Here is a 22,980-nt window from a genome sequence, read left to right on the forward strand (position 1 = left end):
CCAGCCCCGGGTGGCCGGATCAGGGCAGGAGCAGCCGGTCCAGGCGGCGGCGTACGACGAGGAGCCCGGCCACGCCCATCACCAGCAGGTAGACGACCGAGATCGCGGAGGCGGAGGTCACGGAGCCGGTGACCAGCTCGCGGCAGAGCACGACCCCGCGGTAGAGCGGGGTGACCTCGACGAGCCAGCGGGCCCACGGGTCGAGCGCGGTGATCGGGAAGAAGGTCGCGGAGAACAAGAACAGCGGCAGCTGCACCAGGGTGATCTTCTCGAAGTCCTGCCAGGAGGTCAGGTAGGTCGTGAACGCCATGCACACCGCGCTGAAGGCGAAGCCGATCAGCAGCGCGGCCGGCAGCGCCAGCAGCGCCCACCACGAGTGCACCAGCCCCATGCCCGCCATCACGAGGAGGAACGCCGCGGAGTAGCTGGCCCCGCGCAGCTGGCCCCAGGCGATCTCGCCGCGCGCCACGTCGGCGGTGGTCAGCGGCGTGGCCAGCATCTGGTCGTAGAGCTTCTGGTAGCGCAGCTTGAAGAACACGTTGAACGTCGAGTCCATCAGCGCACCGTTCATCGCCGAGGCGGCGAGCATCGCCGGCGCGACGAACTCGGCGTACGGGATCGGCTCGCCGTTGAACTCGAAGGTGTCGATCAGCTGGCCCACGCCGATGCCGATGGAGAGCAGGTAGAGGAACGGCTCGAGGAAGCCGGTGAGGTAGAGCTTCCAGGCCTTCTTGTAGGTCAGGTAGTTGCGCAGGACCAGCAACCCGACGGCCTGCACCGCGCCGAGCGGTGCGGGCCCGGGACGCGCCCCGCCGCGGGTGGTCACGAGACCATCCGTCGGCGCAGGCCGGATACCGACCAGAACCAGCCCAGCACGCACAGCACGACCAGCACCAGCGCGTTGAGCGCCGCCAGCCACCAGGTCACGTGGTCGAGGGCGAACATGCGCGACAGGCTCACGCCCTGCCACAGCGGGGTCAGCCGGGCCACCCACGCGCCGACCTCGCCGAGGTTGGCGACCGGGAAGAACGCGCCGGAGAACAGGAACAGCGGGAAGACGCCGAGCCGGAACATCACTCCGAAGCCCTCCTCGGAGCGCAGCCGCGCGCTCACGCCGTAGACCAGCGTCGCGAAGCACATGCCGACCAGCACCTGGGCGAGGAACGCCAGGACCGCGCCCCACCAGGTCGCGAACACCCCGAACGGCGCCATCACGAGGTTGTAGACCGCGCAGGTGGTGGCCAGGCGCACCGCGACGAAGCCGAGATGCGCGGCCACCACGTGGTGGACCTGCAGCGGGGTGGCGAGCATCGAGTCGTAGACCTTCTGCCACTTGATCATGCCCATCACCGGATAGGTGGTCTCGCTGACCGCCGTCTGCATCGCGTGGGCGGCGATCAGGCCGGGCACGACGAAGGCGAGGTAGGAGTCCGCGCCCTCGAGGGTGTCGGGGTCGCCCTGGATGAAGCCGCCGAGCACGACGCCCATCGCCACGACGTAGAGCAGCGGGGAGAGGAAGGAGGAGACGACCGAGCCCTTCCAGGTGCGGCGGACCACGACCAGCCAGTAGTCGACCTGGCGGCGTACGCCGTCGGCGAGGGTGAGTCCACCGCCCGCTGGGGCGACCGCGGTGTCCGCGGTGCCGGGCAGGTCGGTGCCGGGGGCGCTCATCAGTCCACCAGGGTGCGGCCGGTGAGCCGCAGGAAGACGTCCTCGAGGCTGGAGCGGCGCACCAGCGTGGCGACCGGGCGCAGGCCGCGCTCGTGGACCTTGGCGACCACCTCCTCGCCGTCCTCGCTGTAGACCAGCAGCCGGTCCGGGAGCACCTCGACGCGCTCGCCGAGGTCGGCGACCTTCTCGGCCAGCGCGTCGTGGGTCGCGCCCGCCTCCGCGACGCCGAAGCGCAGCTCGGCGACCTCGCGCGTGGAGTGGGCCCGGATCAGCGCGAGCGGGGAGTCCTCGGCGACGACCACGCCCTTGTCCATCACCACCAGCCGGTCGCACAGCTGCTCGGCCTCGTCCATGTAGTGCGTGGTGATCACCAGCGTCACCCCCGCCTGCTTGAGCCGGAAGAGCCGGTCCCACAGCGCGTGGCGGGCCTGCGGGTCCAGGCCGGTGGTCGGCTCGTCGAGCAGCAGCAGGTCCGGGCTGTTGACCAGCGAGCGCGCGATGGTGAGGCGGCGCTTCATGCCGCCGGACAGGTCCTCGACGAGCGCGTCGGCCTTGTCGGTGAGCTGCACGAACTCGAGCAGCTCCTCGACCCGGTCGCGCACCTCGGCCTTGGGCAACCCGAAGTAGCGGCCGTAGATGTAGAGGTTCTCGCGCACGTTGAGCTCGGTGTCGAGGGTGTCCTCCTGCGGACAGACCCCGAGGCGGGCGCGGATCGCCGGGCCATGGGTGGCGGGGTCGAGGCCGAGGATGCGCAGCTCTCCCCCGGTCACCGGCGACACCGCGGCGATCATCCGCATCGTGGAGGACTTCCCGGCGCCGTTGGGGCCGAGGAAGCCGAACGCCTCGCCCCGGCGCACGTCGACGTCCACGCCGCGCACCGCCTCGAAGTCGCCGAAGGACTTGCGCAGGCCTCGGGCACGGATCATCACGTCGGTCTCGGACACGATCAGCACTGTAGGCGTGACCTCCCCCACATGGCTCCTCCTGTCCCGTCCCGCCCCCGCTGCGGGCCGGGACCGCCAGAATGCGAGCGATGACCCCCACCGCGCTCGCCCTCGCGCTCACCGCCGCGCTCGTGCACGCGGTCTGGAACCAGGTGCTGGCCGGGTCCGCCAACCCCGCGGCCCGCTCGGCCGTCGGGATGATCGTGGCGTGCCTCGTGGCGGCGCCGCTCGCGCTGGTCGGGCTGCGGTGGGAGCCCGAGGTGTGGCCGCTGGCCGCGGCCTCGGTGGCGTGCGAGCTGGCCTACTTCGTCGCCCTCTCCACGGCGTACCGGGTGGCGCCGCTGGGGGTGGTCTACCCGGTCGCCCGGGGCAGCGCGCCGGTGCTGGTGCTCCTCGTCGGCTGGGTCGCGCTCGGCCAGGCCGTCGCGTGGTACGCCGCGGCGGGGGTCGCCCTCGTGGTCGCCGGGGTGCTGCTGGTCGGCGGGCCGCGGCGCGGCGTCCGGGTGCGCCACGTGGTGCTGGCCGTGGGCGTCGGCGCGTGCATCGCGGCGTACACCCTCATCGACAGCGTCGCCCTCGAGCACGCCTCGCCGCTCGCCCTGCTCGTGGTGGTGCTGGGCACGACCGCGCTGGTGCAGGCGGGCGCGATCGCCACCCGCACCGGCGTCGGCCCGCTCGTGGGCGCCACGCTGCGCGGCCCCGACGCGTGGCGCACGCTGGTGGCGGGCTTCGGCATCCTCGGGGCCTACGGCCTGGTGCTGCTGGCGCTGACCGACGCACCGGCCGCCCCGGTCGCGGCGGTGCGCGAGACGAGCGTGGTGATGGTCGTGCTGCTGCTCGCGCTCACCGGCCGCGAGCGGCTGACCCCCGCCCGGCTGGGCGGCGCGGTCGCCGTGGCCGCCGGCGTGGCCCTCGTCGTGCTCTGAGGCGGAGCCGCTGTCGGTGGTGTGGGGCAAGATGGCGCCGTGGCAGCGACACCCACCCCCGACGGGTCTGCGGAGACCGCGCTGGCCCGGTTCCGCCCGGCCACGCGCACCTGGTTCGAGGCCGCGTTCGCCGAGCCGACCCCGGTCCAGGTCGCCGCCTGGGAGGCGATCGCGGCGGGCCGGCACGCCCTGGTGGTCGCGCCGACCGGCAGCGGCAAGACGCTGAGTGCGTTCCTGTGGTCGCTGGACCGGCTGCTGCACACCGAACCGCCCGTGGAGAAGCAGCACCGGTGCCGAGTCCTCTACATCTCCCCGCTCAAGGCGCTCGCGGTCGACGTCGAGCGCAACCTGCGCGCGCCGCTCGCCGGGATCCGCCACACCGCCGAGCGCCTCGGCACCCCGGTGACGCCGGTGCGGGTCGGGGTGCGCTCGGGCGACACGCCGGCCGCCGAGCGCCGCAAGCTGGTCACCTCCCCGCCGGACATCATGATCACCACCCCGGAGTCGCTGTTCCTGATGCTGACCTCGCAGGCGCGTGAGTCGCTGCGCGGGGTCGAGACGGTGATCCTCGACGAGGTGCACGCCGTGGCCGGCACCAAGCGCGGCGCCCACCTGGCGATCACCCTGGAGCGCCTCGACGCCCTCCTCGCCCGGCCCGCGCAGCGCATCGGGCTGTCCGCGACCGTCCGGCCGCTCGAGGAGGTCGCCCGGTTCCTCGGCGGCACCGCGCCGGTCGAGATCGTCGCCCCGCCGGCGAAGAAGGAGTGGGACCTGCGCGTCGTCGTCCCGGTCGAGGACATGACCGCGCCCGAGGAGGTCGACCCCGACGGCGACGGGGACCCGCAGCGCGCCCAGTCGATCTGGCCGCACGTCGAGGAGCGGGTCGCCGACCTGATCGCCCAGCACCGCTCCACCATCGTCTTCGCCAACTCCCGTCGCCTCGCCGAGCGGCTCACCGCCCGGCTCAACGAGATCGCCACGGCCCGGGCGACCGGTCTCTCCCCCGCCCGGGTCCCGGCCCAGGTGATGGCGCAGGCCGGCTCGACGGTGACCGCGCCGGCGGAACCGGAGGCGAGCAGCGTCGTGATCGCCAAGGCCCACCACGGCTCGGTGTCGAAGGAGCAGCGCGCGCTGATCGAGGACGACCTCAAGCGCGGCCGGCTGCCCGCGGTCGTCGCCACCAGCAGCCTCGAGCTCGGCATCGACATGGGCGCCGTCGACCTCGTGGTCCAGATCGAGTCGCCGCCATCGGTGGCCAGCGCGCTGCAGCGGGTGGGTCGTGCCGGGCACCAGGTCGGCGAGGTCTCGCGCGGCGTGCTGTTCCCCAAGCACCGCGGCGACCTCGCCCAGACCGCGGTCGCCGTCGAGCGCATGCGCACCGGCGCGATCGAGTCCCTGCGGGTGCCCGCCAACCCCCTCGACGTGCTGGCGCAGCAGGTGGTGGCCACCACCGCGCTCGAGCCGTGGTCGGCCGACGACCTCTACGACCTGGTGCGGCGCAGCGCGCCGTTCACCCGGCTGCCGCGTTCGGCGTACGACGCGGTGCTCGACCTGCTCGCCGGGCGCTACCCCTCGGATGAGTTCGCCGAGCTGCGCCCGCGGATCGTCTGGGACCGGGTCACCGGCACCCTCACCGGGCGCCCGGGCGCCCAGCGGCTCGCGGTCACCAGCGGCGGCACCATCCCCGACCGCGGCCTGTTCGGCGTGTTCCTGGTCGGCGGCGAAGGGCCCGGCCGGCGCGTCGGCGAGCTCGATGAGGAGATGGTCTATGAGTCCCGGGTCGGCGACGTCTTCGCCCTCGGGGCCACCAGCTGGCGCATCGAGGACATCACCCACGACCGGGTCCTGGTCACCCCCGCACCCGGGATCCCCGGCCGGCTGCCGTTCTGGAAGGGCGACTCTTTGGGCCGGCCCGCCGAGCTCGGTGCGGCGATCGGCGCCTTCACCCGCGAGCTGGGTGCGCAGCTCCCCGAGACCGCCCGGGCGCACGCGCGCTCCCAGGGCCTCGACGAGTGGGCCGCCGACAACCTGGTGACCTACCTCCACGAGCAGCTCGAGGCCACCAACGCCCTGCCCAGCGACCGCACCCTGCTGGTGGAGCGCTTCCGCGACGAGCTCGGGGACTGGCGCCTGGTCGTCCACTCACCGTACGGCACCCCCGTGCACGCGCCGTGGGCGCTGGCGATCAACGCCCGGCTGCGCGAGCGCTACGGCACCGACGGACAGGCGATGGCCTCCGACGACGGCATCGTGATCCGGATCCCCGACACCGATGCGGAGCCGCCCGGCGGCGAGATCGTCGTCTTCGACCCCGGCGAGATCGAGGACCTGGTGACCACCGAGGTCGGCGGCTCCGCGCTGTTCGCTGCCCGCTTCCGCGAGTGCGCCGCCCGGGCCCTGCTGCTGCCCCGCCGCGACCCGGGTCGGCGTTCACCGCTGTGGCAGCAGCGCCAGCGCGCCGCGTCGCTGCTCGAGGTCGCGGTCAAGTACCCCTCGTTCCCCATCGTCCTCGAAGCCGTGCGCGAGTGCCTCCAGGACGTCTACGACCTACCCTCGCTGGTCGCGCTGATGCGCGGCGTCGAGCGCCGCGAGACCCAGGTCGTCGACGTCGCGACGCACGCACCGTCGCCGTTCGCGCGCACGCTGCTCTTCGGCTACGTCGCACAGTTCATGTACGAGGGCGACTCCCCCATCGCCGAGCGCCGCGCGGCCGCCCTCTCCCTCGACCAGGGGCTGCTCGCCGAGCTGCTGGGGCGCGCCGAGCTGCGCGAGCTGCTCGACCCCGACGTCCTCGCCGAGGTCGAGGCCGAGCTCCAGCGCCTCGCCCCCGACCGGCGCGCCCGCGACGCCGAGGGCCTCGTCGACCTGCTGCGCGGGCTCGGCCCGCTCACCGGCGCCGAGGCCGCGGCCCGCTGCGTCGAGGGCGCCGACGTCGAGGCCTGGCTGGCGGCGCTGGCGGCGGCGCGCCGCGTCGTGGCCGTCCGGGTCGCGGGCGAGGAGCGCTGGAGCGTCATCGAGGACGTCGCGCGGCTGCGCGACGGCCTCGGGGTCCCGGTGCCCCCGGGCACCCCCGACGCGTTCACCGACCCGGTGGAGGACCCGCTCGCCGACCTGGTCTCGCGGCACGCCCGCACCCACGGCCCGTTCACCACCGAGCAGGTCGCCTCCCGCCTCGGCCTCGGCACGGCCGTGGTGCGCCACACCCTCCAGCGTCTCGCCGCCCAGGGCCGGGTGCTCGACGGGGAGTTCCGGCCCTCCGGCACGGGTCAGGAGTGGTGCGACGCCGAGGTGCTGCGCCGGCTGCGCCGCCGCTCGCTGGCCCGGCTGCGCCAAGAGGTGGAGCCGGTCGAGCCAGCCGCGCTGGCCCGGTTCCTGCCCGCCTGGCAGCACGTCAGCGCCGCCGGCACCGGCCGCGGCGGCCTGCGCGGGGTCGACGGGGTGCTCGCCGTGCTCGACCAGCTCGCCGGGTGCGCCGTCCCCGCCAGCGCCCTGGAGCCGCTCGTGCTCGCCTCCCGGGTGCGCGACTACGAGCCCGCCTTCCTCGACGAGCTGACCGCCTCGGGCGAGGTGTTGTGGGCCGGGCACGGCGCGCTGCCCGGCTCCGACGGCTGGGTCTCCCTCCACCTCGCCGACCGGGCGCACCTCACGCTGCCCGACCCCACGCCGTTCGAGCACGCCGAGCTGCACCAGGCGGTGCTCGACGCGCTCGCCCCCGGCGGTGCCTGGTTCTTCCGCCAGCTCTCCGACGCGGTGGGCTCCACCGACGATGCCGCTCTCAGCGCGGCGCTGTGGGACCTGGTCTGGGCCGGCCGCATCAGCAACGACACGCTGACCCCGCTGCGGGCGCTCGTGCGCGGCGGCACCCCCGCCCACCGCACCCGCCGTCCGCCGCCGCGGCTGCGGATGGCCAGCACCACCGGCGGTCGGGCCCGGATGCCGAGCCGCACCGGTCCCCCGCAGACCGCCGGCCGCTGGGCGCTGCTGCCCGAGCTCGACGACGACCCGACCCGCCGTGCCCACGCAGCCGCCGAGGCGCTGCTCGAGCGCCACGGCGTGGTGATCCGCGGCGCCGTGGTGGCCGAGCGGCTGCCGGGCGGCTTCGCCGCGGCCTACAAGGTGCTCTCGGCGTTCGAGGACTCCGGGCGCTGCCGCCGCGGGTACTTCGTCGAGGGCCTGGGCGCCGCCCAGTTCGGCACCGCCGGCGCCGTCGACCGGCTGCGCACGTTCGCGGCACCCGACGAGGCCTCCGCGGCCACCGCTCGCGCCGCCCTCGCGCTGGCCGCCACCGACCCCGCCAACCCGTACGGCGCGGCGCTGGGCTGGCCCGACGCCCCCGAGTCCGCGACCGAGCGCGGCCACCGGCCCGGCCGCAAGGCCGGCGCGCTCGTCGTCACCGTCGCCGGGCGCCTGGTCCTCTACGTCGAGCGCGGCGGGCGCACCCTGCTCACCTGGAGCGAGGACCCCGACGACCTGGGCCCGGCGGCGCAGGCACTGGCCGCGGCAGCCCAGCGGGGCGCGCTCGGCCGGCTCACGGTCGAGAAGGCCGACGGCACCCAGCTGCTGGGCTCGGGGCCCACGCCGCTGCGCGAGGCGCTCCAGGCGGCGGGCTTCGTCGCGACCCCGCGCGGGCTGCGCCTGGACTCCCGTGCCGGAGGTCGCTGAGGTGCCCGAGGGCGACACCGTCTTCCGCGCCGCACGGCTGCTGGACCGCTCCCTGAGCGGGCAGGTGCTGACCGCGAGCGACCTGCGGGTGCCGCGGCACGCGACCGCGGACCTCGCCGGCGCCGAGGTGCTGGAGACCGTCTCGCGCGGCAAGCACCTGCTCACCCGGATGCGCGGCCCCGGTCCCGGCGAGCGGTGGACGCTGCACACCCACCTGAAGATGGAGGGCGCCTGGCGGATCTACTCCCCCGGTCAGCCGTGGCGCCGGCCCGCCCACCAGGCGCGCGTGGTCCTGCGCACCGAGCGCACCGTGGCTGTCGGGTTCTCCCTCGGCGTGGTCGACCTGCTGGAGACCGCCCGCGAGCAGGACGTCGTCGGGCACCTCGGCCCCGACCTGCTCGGCCCGGACTGGGACGAGGACGAGGCGCTGCGTCGGCTGGGTGCGGACCCCGACCAGCCGCTGGTCACCGCGCTGCTGGACCAGCGCAACCTCGCCGGCCTCGGCAACATGTACGCCGCCGAGCTGTGCTTCGTCTCCGGGGTGCACCCGCTCACGCCCGTGGGCGCGGTCGGCGCCCTGCCGCGACTGGTGCGGCGCGCCCGCCAGATGCTGGACCTCAACAAGGAGCGCGCGGTGCAGTCAACCACCGGCCGCCTCGCCGAGCGCGAGCGGATGTGGGTCTACCGCCGCGACCGCTCGCCGTGCCGCCGGTGTGGCACGCCGATCGCGGTCGCCATGAGCGGGACGCCCGGGCGCGAGCGCGCGACGTACTGGTGTCCGCACTGCCAGCCGGAGCCTCCCGGCGACTGAGGGCAGGCGGGGCAGCCCGGCGTCAGGCGGCGGAGGCGACGACGTCGCCGTGCGGGGCGACGCGGGTCGGGACCGGGATGCGGGTCGCAGCCACGGCCGCTTCCTCGAGCGCCACGGCGTCGGAGACCTCGCGGAGCACCGCGGAGAGCGGTACCTCCAGCGCGGTGCACAGGGAGGCCAGCAGCTCCGAGGACGCCTCCTTCTGGCCGCGCTCGATCTCGGAGATGTAGCCGAGACTGACCCTGGCCTCGGCGGAGACCTCGCGCAGGGTCATCCCACGCTGCATCCGCTGATCGCGGAGCACGTCGCCGAGGAGCCGTCGAAACAGCACCATGTGGGATCCCCTTTCCGTTGCTGTGAGGCCCAACGCTACCCGAGCCCCTCTTCTTCCCTGGCGAGGATGTCAGCGAGCGCCGACAATGCCTCGTCACAGGTGCGCTCGGTGACCTCGGCGCGGTCGCCGGGGACCTCCAGCGCGACGGCCTCCACGACGCCCGGGCCGGCGATCCCGACGAATACCGTGCCGGGGGCCTTGCCCTCCTGCTCGCTCGGGCCGGCGACGCCCGTGGTGGCCACGCCGTACGACGCGCCGGTGAGCGCCCTGACTCCCGAGGCCATCGCGCGGGCGCACTCGGCCGAGACCACACCGTGCTTCTCGACGATCGCGTCGTCGACGTCGAGCAGCGACTGCTTGAGCGCCGTGGCGTAGGTGACCACCCCGCCGAGGTAGGTCTCGGAGGCACCCGGGGTCTCGGTGAACCGGACGGCGAGCTGCCCGCCGGTCAGGGACTCCGCGGTCGCGACGGTGTGCCCGCCCGCGCGCAGCCACAGGTGGACCTTCTGCGACAGAGTGATCTGATCCCGAGCCATGCCCGCATCGTAGGCAGGCCACCCCACCGCAACGGGGCCGGCCCGCGGGTCTCCCCGCGAGCCGGCCCCGGACGGAGCGTCAGGTGCCCTCGGTCAGCGACGTCCGCCCTTCGACCGCGGAGCGGTCCGGACCTTCACCGTGTGCACGACGCGGGCGGCGCGCACCCCGTCGTTGCCCGAGTAGTTGACGACCACCCGCACCTTGTTGCCGGCGCGCAGCCGACCCAGCCGGGCGGTCGCGACGCCGTCGCGGGTCACCTTGGCCGAGATCTTGCGGCCCTGGGCGCGGACCGTGATCCGACCCTTCGCCGAGACCGCGCCGGTGCGCACCCGCACCTGCAGCCGCACGACCGAGCGGCCGGCGACCGGCTTGCCCGGGGTGTGGGTGACCTTGAGCCGCGGCGTCACCTTCGGCGCCCGGTCGGCGACGAGGTCGAGGCCCACGATCACCGGGTCGTGGTCGGAGGAGCGGAACGGCGAGGCCTCGTGGAAGTCGGTCCCGTGGATGTTGAACCGGCTGTACTCGAACGCGATCGACTCCGGCGCGTTGATGTTCCACACGTCGACCCCGGTGTGGCGAGCGACCGCGGCGTCGTTGGCGAGCACGTGGTCCAGCGAGCCGGCCTGGCCGGAGTAGGAGTAGGAGTACTCCTCGTTGCCCGACGCGGCCTCGAGGTTGGTCCAGCCCGCGGCGTACAGCACCTGGAGCGGGTCCTCCTGGGCGTAGGAGTTGAAGTCGCCCAGCAGCAGCGTGGCCTCGACGCCCACCGCGGTCTGCACCGTCGGGACCCAGGCGGCGAGCGCCTCGGCCTGCGCGATGCGGTCCGGGTTGGCCGAGCCCTGCCCGGTGCCGTCGTCGACGCCCGAGCCCTTCGACTTGAAGTGGTTCACGACCACGAGCACCGGCGTGCCGCCGGCGCGCGGCCGGAAGGCCTGGGCCAGCGGCTCGCGGGCGTTGCTGAACGCCTCGTCGTCGCCGCTGAGCTCCCCGAGCGCCCGCGAGGCGCCCACCCGGACGACCGTGTCGGTGCGGTAGATCACGGCGTTGGTGATCACGTCCTGCTCGGTCAGCGCGGGCAGGTCCGTCGACGACGGGTTCGCCGCCCAGACCTCCTTGCCGAGCGCGGCGTTGAGCGCCGCCACGAGGGTGCGGGTCGCCTCGTCGGGCTCCTCGCCGAGCACCGCGGAGTTCTCGATCTCCATCAGCCCGACGACGTCGGCATCGAGGGCGTTGATCGCGGCGACGATCTTCTCCTGCTGCCGCGCGAGGTCGGCCGGGTCCCAGGCGCCGCGCTGCGCGCAGCCGCCGCTGACGTTGTTGCCGTCACCCTCGCGGTCCAGGTAGGCCTGGCACGGCGGCGCGCCGTCGCCGACGTTGTCGTCGTTGGCGTCCCCGAGGGTGGTGAAGTAGTTGAGCACGTTGAACGCCGCGACCTTGACGTCCGGCGTGCCGTCCGCGGCGAGGAGCCGCTCGTCCGGGGCCGCGGTGCGGGTGTTCTCGAACGTCGCCGGGGACCCGGCCACGCCCGGTCCGACCGGCGCCGTCGGCTGGAGGCGGTACGTCGGGGCGGACGGCGATCCGCCCTGGGTCAGGATCACCGGCGCCGTGAAGGCGGTGGCCGCCCCGACGCGCACGGGCTCCTGGGCCGACACGTACGCCGGGCTCAGCGCCGACGACCGGGTGAAGTCCGTCGACGAGCCGTCGTCGAGCACGATCGCGCGGGCGGCGTTGTCCGCGACCACCGCGGCGATCGCCGCGGCGTCCTGGGCGTCCGCGACCTGTGTCGGCTGGATCAGCGGGGTGGTGCCGCGGGCCAGGCCGACCTCGCCGTAGCGGTTGGTCGAGTAGGTGTCGGAGACCGTGAAGCGGCCCTCGGGCAGCACCAGCATGCCCTCGAGGGCCTCCTTGGCCGCGTCCGTCGCCGGCCAGTCGCCGGTGACGGGCGCGAGCTCCGCACCGTTGCCGGTGACGGTCACGTCGGTGGCCGCGTCGGCGATGCGGATCTGGGTCCCGCCGGCGTACTCCTCCACGGTGCCGGTGACCTCGACGCGGTCGCCCGGTCGCACCGAGACGGTGCCGGTGCCGGTGGGGTAGTAGACGAAGACGCCCTGCGACGCGGTGCGGGTCGCGGTCTGGGCGCCGCCGCTGCCCGCCTCCTGGACGAAGAAGCCGAACAGCCCCGAGGGGTACGCCGCGGTGACCACGCCGCTGGTCGTGACGGGTCGCCCGACGACGGGGGACGCCGTGCCCTCGCCCTGGATCTCGGAGATCTCCAGGGTCTCCGGCTCGGGCTCCGGCTCCGGGTCCGGCGCGCCGCCGGTGCCCACCGGGGTGGGGGCGGCGGGGGCGAAGTCGGCGGAGTTGTCGTCGGTGTCGGCGCCGGTGCGGGTCGCCGACGTGGTGTTGGAGACCGCCGGCGCGGGGGCCGTCTCGAAGGTGGCGCCGTTGACGCCGAGCAGGTCGATGACCCCGGGCGTGCCGACGGCGTCGCCCGTGGGCGGGTTCAGCGCGGTGGTGCCCTCGGCCAGCCACACCGTGAACGCCGTCCCGCTCATCGCGATCGTGCCGGTGGCGTCGGGGGTGGGCAGCGGCTGGGTGCCGCCGCTCCCCTTGGCCTGCTGGACGAGGTAGCGCCCGCCGGGCGCGACGGTGCCGCTCAGCGCGGTGACGCCGGAGGCGGCGGAGGACGAGCCGCTGCTGCGGTACTGGATCGAGAGGCCATCGACCGAGATCGGTGCGTCGGTGGGGTTGTGCAGCTCGACGAAGTCGTGGGTGTAGGTGGCACCGGCGTTGCCGCCGCCGCCATAGGCCTCGGTGATCACGAGGCCGGCGCTGGGCGCAGCGGCGGTGGCGGGGCTGACGGCGTACGTCGCGAGGCCGGAGACGGCGACCGCGAGGGCGGCGCTCACGGCGACCACGCGGCGGGTGGTGCGGGGTGCCCGGGACGGGTGGGCTGGGGTCATGACGGACCTTCCAAGAGGTGGGGGGTGTGCGTCGTCGTCGAGGAGCCCGCCGCGCAGGCGGGCTCCTCGACGACGCAGGGGGTCAGCGGCGGCGCGCGACCTGGATCTTGACGGTCCGGGTGGCCCGCGTGGTCAGCTCGTCGCCGGTGTAGACGACCTTGACCTGACGGGCGCCGGCCTTCTTGAACGGCGCGATGCGGACCCGGCCCTGGCCGCGGGCGTTGAGCTTCACCTCGTAGGCCCGGCCACCGGCGCGGACCTTGACGGCGCCGGTGACGGCGTCGGCGGCCGTGACCTTCACCTTGACCAGCACACGGGTGCGGGTCGCGAGGGCCTTGCGCGGCGTCGCGGTGACGGTGAGCCGGGCGGCGGACTTCGGCGCCCGCAGGACCGGGACCTCGATCGTGGTGCCGCTGGGCTCGGCGCGGAGGGTCAGCGTGCCGCCGCCGGCGCGGGCCGGGAGGTCGAGCGGCACGCGGGCGGCGCCGGCGACGACGACGACGTCACCGACCTGCACGGTCTCGGTGCCCTTGGTCCAGCTGACATCCAGGGTGGTGTTGGCGGGGCTGCCGAGCGAGGTGAGGTCGAGCATCGAGACCTCCAGGGCACCCGGTCGTCCGGCGACCACCGTGCCGTTGCCCGACACGACGACCTGCTGGCGGGCGAAGTCGGGCGAGATCGGCGACTGCCCGGCGAGGTAGCCACGCCACAGATCGGCGTCGAGGAGCCCGGTGTCGGTCATCCGGCCCTTCGCGAAGGCCCGGAAGTTGTCGCCGCCGGCGGCGAGGAACGACAGGGTCGAGACGGTGTACGTCGCGGCCGGGTCGACGAGCTTGCCGTCGATGCGGATCGAGGTGACCCGGTCACCCTCCGTGCGGGTCGGGTCGGTGGTCACCCGGACGTTCTCGGAGAGCCCGAGCTGCAGGTAGGGCCGCGAGGGGACCTCGCCCTTGTCGTCGCGCTGCCACTGCTGCTCGAGCACCTCGTCGAGCTGCGCGCCGGTCAGGTCGACGGTGGCGACGGTGTTGCTGAACGGCAGGACCGCGTTGGCCTCGGCGAAGGTGACCACACCGTCGGTGTTGGCCGGGTTGGCGGCGGTGTCACCGGCGAACAGCAGCTCGGCACGCAGGCCGCCGGGGTTGGTGATGCCCAGGTCGACGTCGGTGATGTCCGACATCCCCTCCCACAGGGCGTTGGCGACCAGTCCGCCGAGGGTGGACTCCGCGGCGCGGTCGTCGCGGCCGCCGTTCACGAACGCCGTGGTGATGTCGCCGGTGATCGAGGCGACCGGCTCGTTGCCGATCTCCGCGGCCTTGGCCAGCGCGGCGTCGACGATCCCCTTCACCTCGGCGACCCGCGGCAGGGTCAGGTCCTCGGTGTCCAGGCGGGCGACGTTCGCGGCCGTGGACGCGCTGACCTCACCGGTCTCGGGGTCCACGGTGAGCTCGATCTGCCCGATGTTGGCGCCGTAGGAGCCGGTCTGCACGACCGGGCGGGTCCGATCGGCGCCCGGGACCGGGGCGGTCCAGGCGTACTGCTTGTGGGTGTGCCCGGTGAAGATCGCGTCGACCTCCGGGCTGGTGTCCTCCACGATCGCGGCGAAGACGCCGCCCGCGGCGACCTCGGCCTCGAGGGTCGCACCCTCGGGCGTCCCGGCTCCGGCACCCTCGTGGTACTCGGCCACGATGACGTCGGCCTCGCCGTTGCTCGTGTCGCCGTCGCTCAGGTCCGCCGCCACCCGGTTGACCGCCTCCACCGGGTCGCCGAAGTCGAGCCCGGCGGTGCCGGTCGGCGTGACCAGGCTCGGGGTCTCCTCGGTCACGACGCCGATGACGCCGACGCTCACGCCGGCGACCTCGAAGACGTCGTACTCCTCCAGCGCCGGGGTCTCGGTGCCCTTCATGTAGACGTTGGCACCCAGGTGGCTGAAGTCCGCGGCCTCGGTGACCCGGCCGTTGAGGTCGGCGTAGCCGCGGTCGAACTCGTGGTTGCCGACCGCGGTGGTCGCGAGATCGAGGGCGTTGAGCACGTCGATCGTGGGCTGGTCCTGGGCCAGGCTCGAGGCGAAGAGCGAGGCGCCGATGTTGTCACCGGCGGAGAGCAGGAGGGTGTTGTCCTCCCCCGCGTCGGCGCGCAGACGCTCGACGGTCGTGGCGAACTTGGTGGTGTTGTTGTCGATGCGCCCGTGGAAGTCGTTGATGTTGAGCAGGGTCACGACGACCGGGTCGGCGGCCTGCGCCGCGGGGACCACGAGGGCGAGGGACGAGGCGGAGATGGCGAGGACCGAGAGTGTCCCGAGGCAGCGGCGTGCGCTCCGGGACCGTGCGGATGAGGCCACGGTGAACCTTTCTGGGTGCTGGGAGACAGCAACCTAACCCGGTCCAGACGTCGTGGGGTGTCGTCACGATGAAGGCGAAATCACCGTTCATCCCCGCCACCGGTGTGCATCGGCCCTGTTCCCGCCCGCAACCCGGCCCACTCGGCAGCGCGCACCCAAACGGGGCGCGAGATCTCGTCAGTTCTCGCTGTTGCGGGCACCCGGCGGCTTCGTCCTCGGGCCCCGCAACTTTTACCGAATCGTGCCCCGGAGCTCGTCGCGCTGGCGCCAGACGCCGCGGAAGAACTCATAGCCCGACCACAGGGTCAGCGCGACGGCGACCGCCAGGCAGCCCTGGGAGACGTAGAACAGCACCTCGCCCGGCAGCTCGGCCCACGACGGCAGGTCGGGGTCGCGCAGGGGCAGCACCAGGCCGCCGAGCGCCAGGGCCTGGAAGGTGGTCTTCAGCTTGCCGAGGTCGGCGGCCGCGATCACGACCTTCTTGAGCACCGAGAGGCGCAGCAGGGTGACGCTCCACTCGCGCAGCAGCACCACGATGGTGACCCACCACCAGATGTCGCCGACGATCGAGAGCCCGATGAAGGCCATGCCGGTGATCGCCTTGTCCGCGATCGGGTCGGCGACCTTGCCGAAGTCGGTGACCAGGTTGTGCTTGCGCGCCAGGTCGCCGTCGATCTTGTCGGTGATCATCGCGACTGCGAACAGCACCCACGCGACGAGGCGCCAGGTGATCGAGTCGCCACCGTCCATCAGCAGCGCCCAGCCGAAGAACGGCACCATGACGATGCGCAGCGTGGTCAGCACGTTGGGCACGTTGAGGTTGCTGGGCCGGGCCCCGGTGTCGGTCATCGGGTCGCCCCCGCGATGGCCTCGGCCACCAGGTCGACGCCGTCGGTGGAGACCACGCGGGCGCGCACCAGGTCGCCGACCTTGGCGCTGGTCCCGGAGAGGTACGTCGTACCGTCCACCTCGGGGCCCTGGTGGGCCGCGCGGCCGGCGATCTCGCCGTCCTCGACGGACTCCACGAGCACCTCGACCTCTTCGTCGATCCGCTCCTCCGCGCGCTGCGCGTTGAGCTCCTCGACCAGGGCTGTGACGTGCTCGGTGCGGGCGCGGACCTCGTCCTCGTCGAGCTTGCCGTCGTAGCTGGCGGCCTCGGTGCCGTCCTCGTCGGAGTAGCCGAAGACGCCGGTGACGTCCATGCGGGCCGCGACCAGGAAGTCGCAGAGGGTCTCGAGGTCCTCCTCGGTCTCGCCGGGGAAGCCGACGATCACGTTGGAGCGCACCCCGGCGGTCGGCGCGAGCGAGCGCACCCGGTCCAGCAGCCCGAGGAAGCTCTCGGGGTCACCGAAGCGGCGCATCCGGCGCAGCACCGTGGCGCTGGCGTGCTGGAAGGACAGGTCGAAGTAGGGCACGACACCCGGGGTGTTCGCGATCGCCTCGACCAGGCCCGGGCGGGTCTCGGCCGGCTGGAGATAGGAGACGCGGACCCGGTCGACGCCGTCGACCGCGGCGAGCGCGGGAAGCATCGTCTCGAGCAGGCGCAGGTCGCCGAGGTCCTTGCCGTACGACGTGGAGTTCTCGCTGACCAGGAAGAGCTCGCGCACCCCCTGCTCGCCGAGCCAGCGCGCCTCGGAGAGCACGTCGGCCGGGCGACGGCTGACGAAGGAGCCGCGGAAGCTCGGGATCGCGCAGAAGGAGCAGCGCCGGTCGCAGCCGCTGGCCAGCTTCAGCGGGGCCATCGGCCCGCCGTCCAGGCGGCGGCGCAGGCCGCGGGGCCCGCTCGCCGGGCCGCCCACGCCGAGGTCGCCGGTGGTCGCCACCGCGTGCCCGGGCACGCTGACCGCGTCCGTGGAGCGCTCGGTGGGCGAGATCGGGAGCAGCCGGCGACGGTCCTGCGGGGTGTGCGGGTGGTGGGTCTCCCCCGCCACGATCGAGCGCAGGCGTGCGGCGATGTCGGGGTAGTCGTCGAAGCCAAGGACGGCGTCGGCCTCCGGCAGCGACTCCGCCAGGTCCTTGCCGTAGCGCTCGGCCATGCAGCCCACGGCCACGACGGCCTGGGCGCGACCGGTGTCCTTGAGGTCGGCGGCCTGGAGCAGGGTGTCGACGGAGTCCTTCTTGGCGGCCTCGACGAACCCGCAGGTGTTGACCACCACGGTGTCGGCGTCCTCGGGGTCCTCGACGAGCACGAAACCACCGGCCTCGAGACGGCCGGCGAGCTCCTCGGAGTCCACCTCGTTGCGCGCGCAGCCGAGCGTCACCAGGGCGACCGAGAGGGGGGTGGGCGCCGCGTCGGGGCGCGCTGTGTCAGGGAGGGTCATGGCGCTACCGAGTATGACGCCTCGGGGGCGAAGCACCGTAATGCAACACCGGGCGGGTGACCGTGCTCACGCACGGCGCACCCGCCCGGGACGTCACCCGGCCGATCGGCCGGTCACGCAAACGATGCTGGTCAGCTGCTGGTCACTTGCTCCCGAAGGTGCGCGTCGAGCGCGCACCGGTGTCCCCGACGGGCTCGGCGTCGACGCCGTCGACCGAGACCTCCAGGGAGCCGTCCGAGGTGACGACCTGCACGGGCTGCACCACCTTGGCCAGGCTCTTGGTCTGGCCGAAGGCGAGATCACCGTCGAAGACCGTCTTGCCGTTGCCGTCGATGACCTTCACCGTTGCCCCGCCGCCGGCCGCGTCGAGCAGCACGGGGACCGGGTCCCCGGGAGCGGCCAGGCCGCCGGAGCCGTTCAGCGTCGGCGCCTCGTTCAGGGTGGACGGGCTGTCCATCACCAGGCGGGCCACCGACCAGGCCAGCACCAGGACCATCACCGTGGCGACCAGCACCGACCAGTTCGGGCCGCCGCGCGTGCCGCGGATGCCGCCGTGCACCCCCGTGGCCAGCTCGGCCTCGAAGACGCGCCGCGGGCTGATCGGCGCGTCGGCGTACTTGGCGTCGTACTCGGTGAGCAGCGGGGCAGCGTCGGCCCCCAGCACCCGCGCCAGCGTGCGCAGGTGGCCGCGGGCGTAGAAGTCGCCGCCGCAGGGCGTGAAGTCGTCGACCTCGATCGACTCGATGACGTGCGGGCGGATCCGGGTGCGATCGGCCAGCTGGTCCACGCTGAGGCCGAGGCGGGTGCGTGCGGCCGCGAGCTCGGGACCGATCACCGGGTCGGCAGCGGGAACGGCCGAGAAGTCCTCGATCACGATGGGCGCGACGGCCTCGCCGGCCTTCGCGATCGGCGAGACCCGGTCGCCCCAGCGGGTGTCCTCGACCAGGCTCACGCTGCCGGGCCGGCGCAGCTCGCGCGCCTCGGGGAGGTCGCCGGCGCCGGCGTCGTCGCGCTCGGAGGGGTCCAGGCGCAGCGCGTTGGCGCCCTGGATGTTCAAGGTGAGGTCGCTGCGCACCTCGATGCGGGTGGCGCCCAGCGGCTCGCGCAGCGGGCTGGGCGTCGCGCTGGCGACCAGCGGCAGCCCGGCGGGCGAGGCGCCCGGAGCGCGCGTCGGGCCGTCGCCCGGCGTGCCGACCGACGCGGTGCCCGCGCTCTCGGACCCGCCGGCGCCGCGGCGCAGGCGCGAGGCCATCGCGCCGATGCCGCGGGCAAGGGTGGGACGGGGGTCCGGCAGCCGCGGGGCGTCGTACTGGTCGTCGGCCCGGTCGTCGGCCCGGTCGTCGGCCCGGTCGTCCGTCAGGTCGCGGTGCGGGGCCTCGACGGCCTCCTCGGCGTGCGTGGCGGCGACGGGCTCGCGCACCTCCGGCACCTCGTCGGTGACCGGGTGCGTGACGACGGGCTCGTCGGTGGTGCCCTCGTCATCGGCCTCGGCCTCGGCGTCGTCGGCCGCGAACCGGTCCAGCTCGACGATCTCGCTGCTGTCGCCGGCGAGCTGGGCGAGCGCCTCCGTCAGGTGCCCGCCGTCACCGACCACCGAGGTCGAGAGTGCCAGCGGGACCGCGACCGCGGCGCCGTCGTGGGTGAACACCTCGAGCCGGCCGTCGCGCAGCAGCCCGTGACGCGGCAGGTGCTCGACGGCGTCGATGTCGTTCCACGGCATGCCGTGCCAGGCACGGCCCTGGCGCACCCGGATGCCGTGCTGGTCGGCGACCAGCAGCGGGGTGCGGGCGTCCACGAAGCCCTGGAGCCAGGCGGCCGCCAGCAGCCCCATCACGGCGGTCAGCGTCCAGTCGACCCACGCGCCGCTGCCGGTGGCGCGCGAGAGGTAGAGGATCGCGATGACCGCGGCCACGCCGCCGATCGCGGCGGCCAGGCCACCGTTGCGGCGCACCTCCACCACACCCTCGGGCAGCAGGGAGGAGTCGTGCGGCTCCGGGAGCTCGTCGTGCACGGTCGGGTCGTCGTACGTGGGCTGGCTGCTCACATCTCCCCCTGCAAGGTTGCGATCACACCGTCGATCTCGTCGGGCTTGACGAGCACGTCGCGGGCCTTGGATCCCTCACTGGGACCGACCACGCCGCGACTCTCCATGATGTCCATCAGGCGCCCGGCCTTCGCGAAGCCCACGCGCAGCTTGCGCTGGAGCATCGAGGTCGAGCCGAACTGGGTCGAGACGACGAGCTCCACGGCCTGGATCACCAGGTCGAGGTCGTCGCCGATGTCGTCGTCGAGGTCCTTCTTGGACGCGGCCGGGGCCGTGACGTCCTCGCGGTACTCCGGCTCGAGCTGGGTCTTGCAGAAGGCCACCACCTGGGCGATCTCCGCCTCGGTGACCCACGAGCCCTGCACGCGCACGGGCTTGGAGGCACCCATCGGGAGGAACAGACCGTCACCCTGGCCGACCAGCTTCTCCGCGCCCGGCTGGTCCAGGATGACCCGGCTGTCGGCGAGCGAGGAGGTGGCGAAGGCCAGGCGCGAGGGCACGTTGGCCTTGATCAGGCCGGTGACCACGTCGACGGAGGGACGCTGGGTGGCCAGCACCAGGTGGATGCCGGCCGCACGGGCCAGCTGGGTGATGCGGACGACCGAGTCCTCGACGTCGCGCGGGGAGACCATCATCAGGTCCGCGAGCTCGTCGACGATCACCAGCAGGTAGGGGTACGGCGTGAGCTTGCGCTCCGAGCCGAGGGGGACCTCGACCTTGCCGGCCCGGACGGCCTTGTTGAAGTCGTCGATGTGGCGGAAGCCGAAGTTGGCCAGGTCGTCGTAGCGCTGGTCCATCTCGCGCACGACCCATTGGAGCGCCTCGGCGGCCTTCTTGGGGTTGGTGATGATCGGGGTGATCAGGTGCGGGACGCCCTCGTAGGCGTTCAGCTCCACCCGCTTGGGGTCGACCATGATCATCCGAACCTCGTCGGGCGTGGCCCGCATGAGCACCGAGGTGATCATCGAGTTGATGAACGAGGACTTGCCCGAGCCGGTGGCACCGGCCACCAGCAGGTGCGGCATCTTCGCCAGGTTGGCGACCACGAAGCCGCCCTCGACGTCCTTGCCGAGCCCGGCGATCATCGGGTGGTGCGCGGCGCGGGCGGCGTTCGACCGGAGCACGTCGCCGAGCGAGACGATCTCCTTGTCCAGGTTGGGGATCTCCACGCCGACCGCGGACTTGCCGGGGATGGGCGAGAGGATCCGGACATCGGCGGAGGCGACCGCGTAGGCGATGTTCTTCTGGATGTTGGTGATCTTCTCGACCTTCACCCCGGGGCCGAGCTCGACCTCGTAGCGGGTGACGGTCGGGCCACGGGTGTAGCCGGTGACCTGGGCGTCGATGCTGAACTCGTCGAGCACGCTCTGCAGGCGCAGCACGACGTCGTCGCTGGCCTTGGAGCGCAGCTTGTGCGGCGACCCCGGCTTGAGCACGTCGTCGGCGGGCAGCGAGTACACCACGTCGCCGGACAGCGCGAGCTGCTCGACGCGGGCGGGGATCGGCGAGTGCGGGGGCGGCTCGAGGTCGCCCTTCCGGCCCGCGGCTGAGGCACCGTGGTCGGGGTCCGGGACGACCGGGGAGACCACCGGGGTGAGCTGGGTCGGCGCCTCGGCGAAGAGGTCGATCCCCACGTCGTCACCGTCGTCGGCGGCAGCCTGGTCGGCGGCCTCGCGGCGCGCCTCCTTGCGGGCGTCCTGCTCGAGCGCGACGTCCACGGCATCGCGCTTGCGGCGGCGCTTGGCGACCTCGCGGTCCTCCAGCACCGGGGTGTCGTACGCCGGGTCGCCCATCTCGGGGTCGATCTCGTCGTCGTGGTGGCGGCGCGAGCGACCCCGCGGGGCCGCCTCCTCGTCGTCCTCGAGCGGACGGCCGGTGAGCCGGTCGCTGAGGTCGCGCAGCCGGTCGGGCACCTGGTAGAGCGGTGTGGCGGTGATGACCAGGGTGCCGAAGAAGGAGAGCAGGCCGAGCAGCGGGACCACGACGTACGCCGACCGGAGCAGGTCGAGCAGCAGCGAGGACACGACGAAGCCGACGGCCCCGCCGGCGTCCTGCAGCGGGCTGGCGTCGCCCTGCACCGGCTCGGGGCTGCCGTTGGCGATGTGCACGATGCCGAGCACGCCGAAGGCGAGCGCGGTCCAGCCGATCACCTGCCGACCGACCGGGCCGTTGCCGACGGGGTCGCGCATGGTGCGCCAGCCCATCCACACCAGACCCAGCGGGACCAGCCAGGCGACCTTGCCGACCGTGCCGGCGACCATCGTCCGCGACAGGTCCATGGCGGAGCCGCCGACCTGGAACCACACCGCGGCGGCGACCACGACGGCCAGGCCGATCAGCAGCAGGCCGACGCCGTCGCGACGGTGCTCGGGCTCGAGATCACGGGCGCTGCGCCCCAGGCTGCGGGCGGTGGCGCCGATGGCATGGGCCAGGCCCAGCCAGACCGCGGTCAGGCCCCGGCCGAGGGCCGTGAAGATCCGGGCGACCGGTCCTGGGCCACTGCGCACGGCGCGCGGTGCCGGCCGCGAGGCGGCAGAGCGCGACCGGCTGGCCGGCTTGCGCTGGGCCGTGCCGGAGCGGGTCGAGGAGCTGGTACTCCGGGGTCGGGTGCTCGAACCAGTCTTGGCGGATCCACGGGATCCGCTGGTGGACGTGCTCTTGCTCCGCGACCCCGGCGGGGAAGACGTACGGGTCGCCATGGTGACGACACTAGGCCAACGCACCACCCGTCACAGGGACCACAGGCGTGGTCCAGGGGTGTGTCGCAGGTGCAGCCTGTCCCGTGCGTCCAGGGTGGGGTGCCGCTACCGGTGGGTGGACCGCGCCGACACCGCGCGGGCCCGCACCGGGTCGCCGTTCTACACCACGACGTGCCAGCGCGTGCGGTCACCCGCGCGGAGCCGGAGCTGCTCCGGGCCGGGCGGTCGTCCAGCGACGATCGTGGCCGACGCGATGCCGTTGCACGTGACGTGCCCACCGGGGCCGGGCAGGACCTCGACTGCTCCGGGCCACGGCAGGTGAGCGCGATCGTGTAGCGCTGTCGCAGCGTGACGAACCGGAAGGTGGGCGACTCACCTGCTCCCGTCCGCGCCGAGACCAGGACCCAGGCGATACCGAGCGCTCCGCGGTCGAGCTCTCATCTGTACTCCCCCGTCCGGTCGCCGGCTCCTGCCGCGGTGGCGGAGGTCCGCATGTGAGGTCACCCGACACCGCCGGGCGGCCGGGTCGCGAGAACCGCACGCGCGGGCACGTCCTCCGGAACCGGGCGGCGGGGTCGGTCGAATCTCTCGCCGGCCCGGGTCCGGCGCGGACGATTTCCGGCCAGCCTATGGACCGCTGTCCCCGCCGGTCTCTACTGTGCGTCCACGGCCACCCGCAGGAGGTCGCCTGTGTCACCCAACTCGGAGGGGAAGCATTCGTGAAGTTCTC

Annotated in this window: 14 protein-coding genes; 3 read left to right on the plus strand and 11 right to left on the minus strand. The window is 73.7% G+C overall.

Going from position 1 to position 22,980, the window contains the following annotated elements; genetic code table 11:
- Positions 1–19 precede the first annotated feature (19 nt).
- Genes HBO46_RS11785 through HBO46_RS11795 form a run of 3 tightly spaced genes read right to left on the minus strand, consistent with a single transcriptional unit; the run spans position 20 to position 2,615 of the window.
- Positions 20–826 (minus strand): ABC transporter permease, encoded by an 807-nt coding sequence (locus tag HBO46_RS11785; RefSeq protein WP_224769013.1) that lies wholly within the window; start codon positions 824–826, stop codon positions 20–22.
- Entirely contained in the window at positions 823–1,671 is an 849-nt protein-coding gene (locus HBO46_RS11790) for an ABC transporter permease (protein WP_166139320.1), read from the minus strand. The genes HBO46_RS11785 and HBO46_RS11790 overlap by 4 nt, the downstream gene beginning before the upstream one ends.
- Positions 1,671–2,615: an ABC transporter ATP-binding protein gene (locus HBO46_RS11795; RefSeq protein ID WP_449866937.1), complete on the minus strand. Its 945-nt coding sequence runs from the start codon at positions 2,613–2,615 to the stop codon at positions 1,671–1,673. Before HBO46_RS11795 ends, HBO46_RS11790 begins: the two co-directional genes overlap by 1 nt.
- Positions 2,616–2,704: 89 nt before the next feature.
- Here HBO46_RS11795 and HBO46_RS11800 point away from each other — a divergent pair, with 89 nt between their 5' ends.
- The 3 genes from HBO46_RS11800 to HBO46_RS11810 are packed head-to-tail and all read left to right on the plus strand — an operon-like array spanning position 2,705 to position 9,014.
- Complete coding sequence (locus HBO46_RS11800; protein WP_166139318.1) at positions 2,705–3,541, plus strand: EamA family transporter; 837 nt, start codon at positions 2,705–2,707, stop codon at positions 3,539–3,541.
- Between the two features lie 39 nt (positions 3,542–3,580).
- Complete coding sequence (locus HBO46_RS11805) at positions 3,581–8,203, plus strand: ATP-dependent helicase (protein WP_166139317.1); 4,623 nt, start codon at positions 3,581–3,583, stop codon at positions 8,201–8,203.
- A complete protein-coding gene (locus HBO46_RS11810) occupies positions 8,187–9,014 on the plus strand; it encodes a DNA-formamidopyrimidine glycosylase family protein (protein WP_224769014.1) in 828 nt (275 codons plus the stop codon). The genes HBO46_RS11805 and HBO46_RS11810 overlap by 17 nt, the downstream gene beginning before the upstream one ends.
- A 22-nt stretch (positions 9,015–9,036) precedes the next feature.
- Here the strand turns inward: HBO46_RS11810 and HBO46_RS11815 are convergent, their stop codons facing one another.
- The 8 genes from HBO46_RS11815 to HBO46_RS11850 form a co-directional block, all read right to left on the minus strand.
- Positions 9,037–9,348, minus strand: a complete 312-nt coding sequence (locus tag HBO46_RS11815; protein ID WP_166139313.1) for a helix-turn-helix domain-containing protein — start codon at positions 9,346–9,348, stop codon at positions 9,037–9,039.
- Positions 9,349–9,383: 35 nt separating this feature from the next.
- Positions 9,384–9,884, minus strand: coding sequence for a CinA family protein (locus tag HBO46_RS11820; protein ID WP_166139311.1), 501 nt, complete (start codon positions 9,882–9,884; stop codon positions 9,384–9,386).
- Between the two features lie 93 nt (positions 9,885–9,977).
- Complete coding sequence (locus HBO46_RS11825; RefSeq protein ID WP_166139309.1) at positions 9,978–12,848, minus strand: ExeM/NucH family extracellular endonuclease; 2,871 nt, start codon at positions 12,846–12,848, stop codon at positions 9,978–9,980.
- Positions 12,849–12,930: 82 nt separating this feature from the next.
- On the minus strand, positions 12,931–15,186 hold the full coding sequence (locus HBO46_RS11830; protein WP_166139289.1) for a bifunctional metallophosphatase/5'-nucleotidase: 2,256 nt from the start codon (positions 15,184–15,186) through the stop codon (positions 12,931–12,933).
- Positions 15,187–15,417: 231 nt separating this feature from the next.
- Positions 15,418–16,035: a CDP-diacylglycerol--glycerol-3-phosphate 3-phosphatidyltransferase gene (gene pgsA, locus HBO46_RS11835; RefSeq protein ID WP_166139287.1), complete on the minus strand. Its 618-nt coding sequence runs from the start codon at positions 16,033–16,035 to the stop codon at positions 15,418–15,420.
- A complete protein-coding gene (gene rimO, locus HBO46_RS11840) occupies positions 16,032–17,507 on the minus strand; it encodes a 30S ribosomal protein S12 methylthiotransferase RimO (RefSeq protein ID WP_166139285.1) in 1,476 nt (491 codons plus the stop codon). The genes pgsA and rimO overlap by 4 nt, the downstream gene beginning before the upstream one ends.
- A 142-nt stretch (positions 17,508–17,649) precedes the next feature.
- Entirely contained in the window at positions 17,650–19,551 is a 1,902-nt protein-coding gene (locus tag HBO46_RS11845) for a helix-turn-helix domain-containing protein (protein WP_166139283.1), read from the minus strand.
- Positions 19,548–22,250, minus strand: a complete 2,703-nt coding sequence (locus tag HBO46_RS11850) for an FtsK/SpoIIIE family DNA translocase (RefSeq protein WP_191480138.1) — start codon at positions 22,248–22,250, stop codon at positions 19,548–19,550. Before HBO46_RS11850 ends, HBO46_RS11845 begins: the two co-directional genes overlap by 4 nt.
- Between the last annotated feature and the right edge of the window lie 730 nt (positions 22,251–22,980).

This window comes from Nocardioides ochotonae (assembly GCF_011420305.2).
Lineage (GTDB): Bacteria > Actinomycetota > Actinomycetes > Propionibacteriales > Nocardioidaceae > Nocardioides > Nocardioides ochotonae.

Coding starts and splice junctions, on each gene's coding strand:
- HBO46_RS11790 (WP_166139320.1), bottom strand. CDS start 1,671: ATGAGCGCCCCCGGCACCGACCTGCCCGGCACCGCGGACACCGCGGTC.
- HBO46_RS11800 (WP_166139318.1), top strand. CDS start 2,705: ATGACCCCCACCGCGCTCGCCCTCGCGCTCACCGCCGCGCTCGTGCAC.
- HBO46_RS11815 (WP_166139313.1), bottom strand. CDS start 9,348: ATGGTGCTGTTTCGACGGCTCCTCGGCGACGTGCTCCGCGATCAGCGG.
- HBO46_RS11820 (WP_166139311.1), bottom strand. CDS start 9,884: ATGGCTCGGGATCAGATCACTCTGTCGCAGAAGGTCCACCTGTGGCTG.
- HBO46_RS11825 (WP_166139309.1), bottom strand. CDS start 12,848: ATGACCCCAGCCCACCCGTCCCGGGCACCCCGCACCACCCGCCGCGTG.
- pgsA (WP_166139287.1), bottom strand. CDS start 16,035: ATGACCGACACCGGGGCCCGGCCCAGCAACCTCAACGTGCCCAACGTG.
- rimO (WP_166139285.1), bottom strand. CDS start 17,507: ATGACCCTCCCTGACACAGCGCGCCCCGACGCGGCGCCCACCCCCCTC.
- HBO46_RS11850 (WP_191480138.1), bottom strand. CDS start 22,250: ATGGCGACCCGTACGTCTTCCCCGCCGGGGTCGCGGAGCAAGAGCACG.